We start from the raw sequence: 10,644 nt of genomic DNA, 5'->3' as shown, positions 1-10,644 counted from the left end.
GAGAAGCAGTTCCGTGGATACTACGATAAAGCAAAGAAGATGCAGGGCGTTACGGGTGAAAACCTCCTCGGCCTTCTCGAGCGCCGTCTCGACAATGTCGTTTACCGCCTTGGCCTCGCTAACACGCGCCGTCAGGCTCGTCAGCTCGTTCGTCACGGCCACTTCACGGTCAACGGCAAACGCGTTGATATCCCGTCCGCACTCGTTAACGCAGGCGATGTCATTGCTGTAGCTGAGAAGAGCCAGAGCAATGCCTTCTTCAAAGAGCTCAAAGAGTCGAGCAACGCACTGTCTGCTCCGGCATGGCTCCAGGCCGATCAGGCCAACCTCACGGGCACGGTAACGCGTTTCCCGAACCGTGACGAGATCGATGTTCCTGTCAACGAGCAGGCTATCGTCGAGTTGTACTCCAAATAATGAATATTTGTGCCTTTGTGCATAGTGTTATTGAGGAGGTTCATTCAAGATGATAGACATCGAGAAACCGAAAATTGAAATTGCGGAAATCAGTGAAGACAACCGCTACGGCAAATTCGTCTGCGAGCCGCTCGAACGCGGTTACGGCACGACGTTTGGCAACAGCCTGCGCCGCATGCTGCTGTCTTCTCTCGAAGGTGCTGCGATTACCTCCATCCGAATCGATGGCGTACTCCATGAGTTCTCCACGATTCCGGGCGTCCGGGATGATGTGACGAACATCGTCCTCAACCTCAAAGAGCTCTGCCTCAAGATGTCAGGCAACGAGCCGCGAATCATCCGCATCGATGTTGAGGGAGAAAAAGAGGTAACGGCTGCCGACATCATCTGTGATGCCGACATCGAGATCCTTAACCCGGACCTCCACATTGCTACGGTCAACGAAGACGGCAAACTCAAGATTGAGATGACCGTCGAGCGCGGCCGCGGCTACGTTCCGGCTGACAAGAACAAGAAGCCGGACGATACGATTGGTGTCATTCCAATCGACTCCATCTTCTCTCCGGTCAAACGCGTGAACTACACGGTACAGGATACGCGTGTAGGCAATGTCACGGACTATGACCGCCTGATCCTCGAAGTCTGGACCGATGGTTCGCTTCGTCCGGAAGAGGCAGTCAGCAAGGCTGCTGGCATTCTCGTCATGCACCTGAAGCTGTTCCAGAACATGGACGGTCTGCCGGAGGAAGAGGAGGAAGAGGAAGCATCCTTCCCGGAAGAGGAAGAGGACGATTCTTCGAAGGTCCTCGATATGACCATTGAAGACCTCGACCTCTCCGTACGTTCCTTCAACTGTCTCAAACGCGCCAACATCAACACGGTCGCTGACCTTGCTGAGAAGACGGAAGACGACATGATGAAGGTCCGCAACCTCGGACGCAAATCTCTTGAGGAAGTCAAGAAGAAGCTCGAGGAACTCGGTTTAACGCTCAAACAAAACAACGACTGACAGGAAAGAGGGAAATCAATGAGCTACAGAAAATTAGGACGTAACTCTGCAGCCCGCAAGGCGCTGCTTAAGAGCATTCTCACTTCCTTCTTCAGATATGGCCGCATTGAGACGACGGAAGCTAAGGCTAAAGAGCTTCGCAAGTTCGCTGAAAATCTCATCACGCTCGCAAAGCGCGGTGACCTCAGCGCTCGTCGCCAGGCAATCGCTGAGCTGGCTGATGAAGATGTAGTAAGAAAGCTTTTCGATGAGATCGCAGGCAAGTACGCTGACCGCCAGGGCGGTTACACGCGTATCCTGAAGCTCGGCGTTCGCCGCGGCGATGCTGCTCCGATGGTCATCATCGAATTGGTGTAATCTGATACGGATTTCAAGAGGCTGTCTGCATTTGCAGACGGTCTTTTTTTCTGCCCTTTTGCAGGGAAATTCACCGGCTGCGTGGATTGTAAACCGAGGTTTTTGTTTGTGTTGACTTAGAATCTGCGGTATAATGAGAGCGTTGTATTTTATGGATAAGATTTTGAGTTAAGGAGGAGACGCCATGGCTTTTATCGAGCTCGAGCATCTCTCGCATGATTACCATGCGGGGACAGAGCAGGAGCACAGGGCTCTCGATGATATCACGCTGCAGATTGAGGCGGGCGAATTCGTGGTGATACTCGGCGCGAATGGTTCGGGCAAGTCGACGCTGGCGAAGCACCTCAACGCCCTCTTGATTCCGTCTTCGGGCAGCTGCCGCGTGGCGGGCATGGATACGGCGTCCGAGGAAGACCTTTGGAAAATCCGGCAGCAGGTCGGCATGGTCTTTCAGAATCCCGACAACCAGCTCATCGCGGCGATTGTCGAGGACGACGTGGCCTTTGGCCCCGAGAACCTCGGCATGAAGCCCGATGAGATTCGCGAGTCCGTGCTGCAGGCGCTCGAAAGCGTCCATATGACGCATTACCGCAAATTCGCGCCGCATCTGCTGTCCGGCGGTCAGAAACAGCGCGTGGCGATTGCCGGGGCCCTCGCGATGAAGACAAAGTGCCTCGTGCTCGATGAACCCACGGCCATGCTCGACCCGCAGGGGCGCGGCGAGGTCATGGAGACCATCCGCCGCCTGCACAGGGAGCAGGGCATCACGATCGTGCACATCACGCATTTCATGGAAGAGGCGAGTTTTGCGGACCGCGTCATCGTCATGGACAAAGGCCATGTCGTCAGGGACGGCACGCCGCGCGAGGTTTTTGCCGAAGCGGACATGCTCAAAAAACTCGGCCTCGATGTGCCGCTCGCGGCGGAGCTGGGGCTCGCGCTGCGCCATGACGGCCTGCCTCTGCCCAAAGACATTTTGACCGACGAAGAACTCGTGCAGGCTGTTTTGGCATTGCAAACGGGGCAGACAGCAAAAAAGGGTAAAGATACGCCCGTTCAGCCTGTTCAGGCGAAGCAAGCGGTGCGGGATGTTCCGAGTCCGAAAGGGGGCTGCTGACCTTGGCCATTACATTGGAGCATGTCGACTACATTTATATGCCGAAGACGCCGTTTGCGCATCAGGCGCTCAAGGATGTCTCGCTGACCATCGAGGAAGGTTCGTTCACGGCCATTGCGGGCCATACGGGCTCGGGCAAGTCCACGCTGCTGCAGCAGTTCAACGGCCTGCTGCAGCCGACAAGCGGCCGCGTGCTTGTCGATGGCGTCGACATCAACCCGAAAAATAAAAAGGAGCGCGCATCTGCCAAGCGCATGCGCCTGAAGGTCGGCATGGTCTTCCAGTATGCGGAGCAGCAGCTCTTTGAGGAGACGATTGCTGCGGATATCGCCTTTGGCCCGCGCAATCTCGGCCTTGCCGAAGAAGAAGTTGAAGCGCGCGTCAGGGAAGCCATGCAGCTCGTGCACCTCGACTACGAGACATACAAAGAGCGTTCGCCGTTTGAACTCAGCGGCGGCCAGCAGCGCCGCGTGGCCATTGCGGGCGTGCTCGCGCTGAAGCCGGAGTACCTCGTGCTCGATGAGCCGACGGCGGGGCTCGACCCGCGCGGCCGCGAGGAACTCACCAGGACCATCCGCTATCTGCACGAAAAGAAGAACGTCACGATCATCTTCGTCTCGCACAACATGGACGACATCGCGCGCCTTGCTGACCATGTCATCATCATGAGTCAGGCGGAAAAAATCGCGGATGCCTCGCCAAAAGAAGTGTTTCAGGATAACGCGATGCTTGCGCAGGCAGGCCTCAGGCCGCCTCATGTCATGGAGCTTTTAGCGCGCATGAAAGAGGCGGGCCTGCCCGTGCGCACGGACTGCCTGAATTTCGAGGAGGCTCATAAATGCCTTAAAGACGTCTGCCGCAGGCTGCTGCAGGACCATAGAGAGAAAAACGGCAGTAAAGACAGAAAAGATATAAAAGATAAGGAAGACAAGAACGGGAAGGGGGCGTGCTGAGATGTTATCCGATATCACGATTGGCCAGTATTTTCCTGGGAGTTCCATCCTGCACAGGCTCGACCCGCGCACGAAGGTCGTGCTGCTGTTCTTCTACCTCGTGCTGATTTTCGTCTGCCGCAGTGCGATTTCGTACGCCATGCTGACGGCTCTGACGTTTGTGCTCATGCTCTTATCAAAAGTGCCAATGGGCACGATGCTGCGTTCGTTAAAGCCGCTTTGGTGGATTATCCTTTTCACCTTTGTCATCCACCTGTTCAGCACGCCGGGCGAGGAGCTCGCGCAGGTCTGGATTTTCAGCCTGACCTGGGAGGGCATTGTCGAGGGCTTCTATATTTCGCTGAGACTGGTGCTCTTGATTCTGCTGTCGTCGCTTTTGACCTTTACGACCAGCCCGATTAAGCTGACGGATGCCATGGAAGACTTGCTGTCTCCTTTTAAGCGTTTCGGCGTGCCGGCCCATGAACTCGCAATGATGATGACGATTGCGCTGCGCTTTGTGCCGACGCTGATACAGGAGACGGACCGCATCATGAAAGCGCAGCAGTCGCGCGGTGCGGATTTTCAGGACGGCAGCATCGCCAAACGCCTTAAAGCCTTTGTGCCGGTGCTGGTGCCCTTGTTCCTTTCAGCCTTCCGACGTGCCGATGACCTCGCGATGGCCATGGAGGCGCGCTGCTACCGCGGCGGCGAGGGGCGGACGCAGATGAAGGCCCTGAAAGTCACGAGCATTGACTATGTGGCCTGGGGCTTTACGGTCCTGCTGATTGCCGCCGTCATCGCCGTGCGCTGATACTATATAAATAGAAGGGAATTTTGCCATTTTATGAAACGGGAACACAAGGCCGAGATGAAGGCCCGCGCGCGCAATGTTGTCTTAAAGGTCGCGTATGACGGCACGGCCTATCACGGCTTTCAGCGTCAGACGCCGCCGATTGTGGCCGTGCAGAATATATTGGAAGAAAAACTCGCCGTCGTCTTTGGCGACAGCATCGAGCTCGCGGCTGCGGGCCGCACGGATGCCGGTGTTCATGCCTACGGGCAGGTTGTCAATTTCTTTACGAACGGACGCATTCCGACAGACCGCATCGTGCGCGCCGTCAACAGCCTTTTGCCAAGTGATATCGCCATTCAGGCTGCCGGCGAGGCGGATTTTGACTTCAGCGCGCGTCACAGCGCCAAGAGCAAGACGTACATTTACCGCCTTCAGCAGGGCGGGGTGCCGAATCCCATGACGGCGCGCTACGCGTGGTACATCCGGCGTCCTCTCGACCTCGCGGCCATGCGCGAAGCTCTCAATATGATTCTCGGCACACATGATTTTACGTCGTTTCGCGCGAGCGGCGGCGCGCCGATGAGTCCCGTGCGCACGATGTACGACGTCTCACTCACGGAAATTGCGGGCGGGCAGCTCGAATGCCGCATCCACGGCAGCGGTTTTCTCTACCACATGGTGCGCAACATCATCGGGACGCTCGCGAATGTCGGTCTCGGCTATATCACGCCGGAAGGTTTCAAGGAGATTCTCGAAGCGAAGGACCGTCAGAAAGCTTCGGCCACGGCCCCTGCCTGCGGCCTTTTTCTCGCCGAAGTCGATTATGGCGAGTCCTTTCACTTTTGAAAAGTAAAATGTCGAAAAGTCAAAATACAGCATTTATGCTTATTTTTGGCGTCTTTGCCGCTAAAATTTGATAAGATATCTCATTTTCAGCCTCGTTTCCTCAAAAAGAAGCGGGGCTTTTGAATTTGTCAGTAACTTCCGGACTTGCACGGTCCCTTTATATAGGTTAGAATATAATGTGACCCTGAAAAGGGGGGTCTTCATATATTTTTCAGAATAAATCCAGGACACTAGGTGGTGTAAAAATGAAATCAGTATTGAACGTAGGGATTGATGTCGGCTCGACGACCATCAAGCTCGTTGTGCTCGACCATGAGAAGAAAATTCTCTACAAGAATTATGCCCGCCATTTTTCGGAGATCGGCAACGCCCTGCAGGAGAATCTGACGCATCTGAAATCCATCGTTGGTGAAAGGAAATTCTCTTTCGCCCTGACGGGCTCAGCCGGCATGGGTATCGCACAGCGCATCGGCCTGCCTTTCGTGCAGGAAGTCATCGCCTGCGCGGCGGCCGTCAAAGAGCTGATTCCGCAGACGGATACGGTCGTGGAGCTTGGCGGCGAGGACGCGAAAATCACGTACTTCGGCGATGCACCGGAGCAGCGCATGAACGGCGTCTGCGCGGGCGGCACGGGCTCCTTCATCGACCATATGGCATCGCTTTTATCAACGGATGCCAAGGGGCTTGACGACCTTGCGGCCAAGGGCAAGCAGATCTACACGATCGCTTCGCGCTGCGGCGTCTTTGCCAAGACCGATATTCAGGCGCTCATGAATGATGGTGCGGAAAAGGCAGACATTGCGCTCTCCATTTTCCAGGCCGTGGTCAATCAGACCATCGGCAACCTCGCACAGGGCCGTCCCATAAGCGGTCACGTCGCCTTCCTCGGCGGCCCGCTGCACTTCCTGCCGGAGCTGCGCAAACGCTTCATTGAGACGCTGAAGCTCGACGATGAGCACGTCGTCAAGGTCGACTACGGCAACTACTTCGTCGCGATGGGCGCGGCGCTTTCCGATGAGGCCGAGGTCATCGACGTCAAACGCCTCGAAGAAAGCATCGAGAAGGCCAAACAGGCCGCGGCCCGCGAGACGCGCAAGGCCGACTTCACGCTGTTTGAGAACCGTGCGGACTACGAGGCTTTCAAGGCCCGCCACGACAAGGACAAGGTAAAGCGCGGCGACCTCAAATCGTACCGCGGCCCGGTCTACGTCGGCATCGACGCGGGCTCGACGACGACGAAAATCACGGCCATCGGCAGGGACAAGGAAATCCTCTACACCTCGTACGGCAGCAATCAGGGCTCGCCTTTAAAGACGGTCGTCAAAGAGATGAAGGGACTTTATGCGGCCCTGCCTGAGGGCACGCATATCGCCGGTGCCATGACCACGGGCTACGGCGAGGCCATTGTCAAAGCTGCGCTGCACGCTGACGGCGGCGAGGTCGAGACGTTCGCGCACCTGCGGGCGGCACAGGAATTCTGCCCCGATGTCACGTTTGTCATCGATATCGGCGGTCAGGACATGAAGTGCTTCTTCGTCAAGGACGGCAGCATCGGCAACATCACGCTGAATGAGGCGTGCTCGGCCGGCTGCGGTTCGTTCATCCAGAACTTCGCCGAAGGTCTGCACATGACGCCGGCCGAGTTTGCGGCCAAGGCCATCGACTCAAAAGCTCCTGTCGACCTCGGCACGCGCTGCACGGTCTTCATGAACTCGAAGGTCAAGCAGGCACAGAAAGAGGGCGCCGATGTCGCCGACATCTCGGCCGGCATTGCCTTCTCCGTCATCAAGAACGCGCTCTTTAAGGTCATGCAGCTCAAGGATGTCCGCGAACTCGGCGACCACATCGTCGTACAGGGCGGCACGTTCTACAACGACGCCGTGCTGCGCTGCATGGAAAAACTCCTCGACCGTGATGTCATCCGCCCCGATATTGCGGGCCTCATGGGTGCGTACGGCGCGGCCATCCTGGCTCTCGAAGCGGGTACGGAAAAATCGAGCCTGCTTTCAGCAGACGAACTCGACCATTTCGAAGTGGCGACGAGCTCGTACCGCTGCCGCGGCTGCGGCAACAAGTGCCTGATCACGATGCAGAAGTTCCCCGACGGCGGCAAGTACTTCACGGGCAACCGCTGCGAGCGCGGCATCGGCGGCCAGAAAAAAGAATCGGACACGCCGAATATCTACCAATATAAATACGACCGCATGTTCAAATTCTACGAGCCGCTTGAGCATCCGTCACGCGGCACGATCGGCATCCCGCGCGTCCTGAACATGTACGAGGACTATCCGTTCTGGTTCACGTTCTTCACGAAACTCGGCTACAAGGTCGTCATTTCGGGCAAATCGAGCGCGAAGATGTACTTCAAGGGCATGGCGACGGTGCCGTCCGACTCGCTGTGCTATCCGGCGAAGCTAGCGCACGGCCACATCATGGACCTCATCGAAAAGGGCGTCACGAAGATTTTCTATCCGTGCGAGCCTTACAACATGGTCGATGACAAGCATCCGTCCGAGAACCATTACAACTGCCCAATCGTCGCTTCGTACGCCGAGAACATCCGCGGCAACATGGACATCCTGCGCGAGAAGAACATCGACTTCATCGAGCCGTTCCTGCCAATCAACGATGAAAAGCGCATGGCTGAGCGCCTTTATGAAGAACTCGGCGAGCGGGAAGGCCTCGGCAAAAAGGAAATTGCCGAAGCCGTCGACGAGGCCTACAGGGAGCTCGCGCAGTACCGTCAGGATGTGCGCGACTACGGCAAAAAAATCCTTGAACGCGCCGAAAAGACGGGCGAGCAGGTCATCATGCTCGTCGGCCGTCCGTACCACATCGACCCCGAGATCAACCACGGCATTCCGGAGATGATCCAGAGCTATCATCTGCCGATCATTTCGGAAGACGCGGTCTACCATATGCCGGTCAAGGCTGCGCGCCTCAAGATCGTCAACCAGTGGAGCTATCATGCGCGCCTTTACCACGCCGCGCAGTTCGTCGCGGAGCATCCGAATTTCACGCTGATTCAGTTCAGCTCGTTCGGCTGCGGCCTCGACGCGCTGACGACGGGACAGGTCCGCGACATCCTCGAGTCGCACAGCCGCATCTACACGATGATCAAGCTCGACGAAGTCTCGAACCTCGGCGCCGCGCGCATCCGTCTGCGTTCTCTCATGGCCGCGCTTGCACGCCGCAAACCCGTGCCGTATCAGGAAATTAAGCCCATCGAGCGCCCGCACTTTACGGCGGAATGCAAAAAGACGCACACGATCCTCGCGCCGCAGATGGCTCCGATTCACTTCGAGCTCATCAAATCCGTCATGCGTGACTTCGGCTACAACCTCGTCGTGCCGAAAATGCCGGACAAGGCGGCCATCGACCTCGGCCTGCGCTACGTCAACAACGACATGTGCTATCCGTCCATCGTCGTCATCGGCCAGCTGCTCGCGGCCCTGAAGTCGGGCAAATACGACCCCGACCACACGAGCATCGCAATGTTCCAGACCTGCGGTGCCTGCCGCGCGACGAACTACATGAGCGTGTTGCGTCAGGCCCTCAAATACGCGGGCTTCCCGCAGGTGCCGGTCTTCGCCGTGCACGGCCTGCCCGAAGAGACGGATTCGTTCCGCCTCACGCGCCCGATGCTCGTCGCCGCCATCAAGGCCGCGATCTTCGGCGACCTCCTGCAGAATGTCAAAAACCGCATGATGCCGTACGAACTGCAGAAGGGCGAAACCCAGCGCCTTTACGACAAGTGGATGGCAAAATGCAAGGAAGTGCTGCGTGACTGCGGCTACTTCAAATTCCAGCGCACGGTCAAGCAGATCGTCAAGGAATTCGACAACATCCCGATTGACGAAGACCTCTGGAAGCCGAAAGTCGGCATCGTCGGTGAAATCCTCGCGAAGTACCATCCGGTGGCCAACAACCACATCGAGAAGGTCCTGATGGAAGAGGGCGCCGAAGTCGTCATGCCGGATTTCGTGGACTTCTTCCTCTATTCGGCCTACGACCCAATTGTCAAGCACAAACTGCTCGACGGCCAGAAAAAGAGCAGCTTCTTTGGCCGCATGTTCATCAACATCATCAACTTCTACCGCGCGCCGATGCGCAAGGCTTTAAAGAACAGCCGCCACTTCCGCGCGCCGCATAAGATTGACGATACGGCAAGACTCGCCTCGCGCCACGTCAGCCTCGGCAACATGGCCGGCGAAGGCTGGTTCCTGACAGGCGAAATGGTCAAACTCATCGACGAAGGCGTGCCCAACGTCGTCTGCCTCCAGCCGTTCGGCTGCCTGCCGAACCACATCACGGGCAAAGGCGTCATGCACGAACTGCGCGAGAGCTATAAAGGAGCAAACCTCACCGCCATCGACTGCGATGCAGGCTCCTCCGAAGTCAACCAGCTCAACCGCCTCAAACTCATGCTCGCCGTAGCAAAAGAGCGCGGGCCAAAGGGCGAAGAAATCGCCGAAGAAGAAAGCCGCGAGGCAGAGCAGCGTTGAAACGCACAATTAAAGATACTTCTAAAGATACTTCGATAAAGAAGGGAACTGTCCAGCAGATTCGGATAGTTCCCTTCTTTTTTAGTTTGCGTAGTTTGCAGGATTCGGAGTTCGGGGAAAGAAGTTACGTTTGGCAAAGGGGCGGGGAGACCTGTTTCGGCTTCGGCGTTCCGCTAAAATGAACCTCATGGCATAGAGTTTTTCTAAGACGCTTCGCCGCCTGCCGCGGCGTTCTCACATCGTATCTTTTTGCTGAGTGCTTCTTGAGGTTCAGCCCTGCGGGCGGTCGCTGCACGCCTGCAGGCGAAACAGGTCTCCCCGCCCTAGCTGCAGAGTATCTTTCTCATCGAGCTTAAATGTACGACGTAACTAGGCGGGAGGGCACCATTGCGCTTGCAGGAACGGAGTGATTGCCCGCAGGGCTGGGCCGCACAGCGTACGTTCTTTGTTCAGGATGTAGGAACGCCGTGGCAGACGGCGAAGCAGCAAAAGCGCTGCAGCCGTATCCTGCGGCCCATTTAACGGAGTGACGAAACCGGAATGGTGCCCTCCCGCCCTTATGAGATGTAAACAAAAAAGAAGCCGAAATACAGGCCCCCGCCCCTTGTGAGATGTTAACCATTCCCCGGCGCGCGTTCCCCAACGCAAGGACATATGACCCTGTT

At 56.8% G+C, this 10,644-nt stretch carries 9 protein-coding genes; all 9 read left to right on the top strand.

Annotation, left to right across the window (positions count from 1 at the left end):
* On the top strand, positions 1-417 hold a 417-nt coding region (gene rpsD / locus ACI4OH_RS04590), incomplete at its 5' end, for a 30S ribosomal protein S4 (protein WP_439784249.1).
* Between the two features lie 49 nt (positions 418-466).
* On the top strand, positions 467-1,426 hold the full coding sequence (locus ACI4OH_RS04585) for a DNA-directed RNA polymerase subunit alpha (RefSeq protein ID WP_439784248.1): 960 nt from the start codon (positions 467-469) through the stop codon (positions 1,424-1,426).
* 18 nt (positions 1,427-1,444) lie between these two features.
* The gene (gene rplQ / locus ACI4OH_RS04580; protein WP_432647164.1) at positions 1,445-1,783 is read left to right on the top strand and encodes a 50S ribosomal protein L17; all 339 of its coding nucleotides are present in this window, start codon (positions 1,445-1,447) and stop codon (positions 1,781-1,783) included.
* Between the two features lie 184 nt (positions 1,784-1,967).
* The gene (locus ACI4OH_RS04575) at positions 1,968-2,900 is read left to right on the top strand and encodes an energy-coupling factor transporter ATPase (protein ID WP_435720707.1); all 933 of its coding nucleotides are present in this window, start codon (positions 1,968-1,970) and stop codon (positions 2,898-2,900) included.
* Positions 2,901-2,902: 2 nt separating this feature from the next.
* Entirely contained in the window at positions 2,903-3,853 is a 951-nt protein-coding gene (locus ACI4OH_RS04570) for an energy-coupling factor transporter ATPase (protein WP_435720706.1), read from the top strand.
* Position 3,854: 1 nt separating this feature from the next.
* A complete protein-coding gene (locus ACI4OH_RS04565) occupies positions 3,855-4,646 on the top strand; it encodes an energy-coupling factor transporter transmembrane component T family protein (protein ID WP_435720705.1) in 792 nt (263 codons plus the stop codon).
* A gap of 33 nt (positions 4,647-4,679) precedes the next feature.
* On the top strand, positions 4,680-5,474 hold the full coding sequence (gene truA / locus ACI4OH_RS04560) for a tRNA pseudouridine(38-40) synthase TruA (protein WP_435720704.1): 795 nt from the start codon (positions 4,680-4,682) through the stop codon (positions 5,472-5,474).
* Between the two features lie 245 nt (positions 5,475-5,719).
* Positions 5,720-9,979 carry an acyl-CoA dehydratase activase-related protein gene (locus tag ACI4OH_RS04555; protein WP_435720703.1) on the top strand — a complete coding sequence of 1,420 codons (4,260 nt, stop codon included), beginning with the start codon at positions 5,720-5,722 and terminating at the stop codon, positions 9,977-9,979.
* A 393-nt stretch (positions 9,980-10,372) separates the two neighbouring features.
* Entirely contained in the window at positions 10,373-10,501 is a 129-nt protein-coding gene (locus tag ACI4OH_RS04550; protein ID WP_435720702.1) for a hypothetical protein, read from the top strand.
* Positions 10,502-10,644: the final 143 nt, after the last annotated feature.

The sequence above is a fragment of the Mitsuokella apri genome, from assembly GCF_051886055.1.
In the GTDB taxonomy this organism is placed as follows: Bacteria; Bacillota; Negativicutes; order Selenomonadales; family Selenomonadaceae; genus Mitsuokella.
This window is presented reverse-complemented; position numbering and strand designations above follow the sequence as displayed.

Excerpts from the sequence above, each read along its gene's own strand:
- ACI4OH_RS04585 (WP_439784248.1), top strand. The coding sequence starts at position 467 with ATGATAGACATCGAGAAACCGAAAATTGAAATTGCGGAAATCAGTGAA.
- ACI4OH_RS04555 (WP_435720703.1), top strand. The coding sequence starts at position 5,720 with ATGAAATCAGTATTGAACGTAGGGATTGATGTCGGCTCGACGACCATC.
- ACI4OH_RS04575 (WP_435720707.1), top strand. The coding sequence starts at position 1,968 with ATGGCTTTTATCGAGCTCGAGCATCTCTCGCATGATTACCATGCGGGG.
- ACI4OH_RS04565 (WP_435720705.1), top strand. The coding sequence starts at position 3,855 with ATGTTATCCGATATCACGATTGGCCAGTATTTTCCTGGGAGTTCCATC.
- rplQ (WP_432647164.1), top strand. The coding sequence starts at position 1,445 with ATGAGCTACAGAAAATTAGGACGTAACTCTGCAGCCCGCAAGGCGCTG.
- truA (WP_435720704.1), top strand. The coding sequence starts at position 4,680 with ATGAAACGGGAACACAAGGCCGAGATGAAGGCCCGCGCGCGCAATGTT.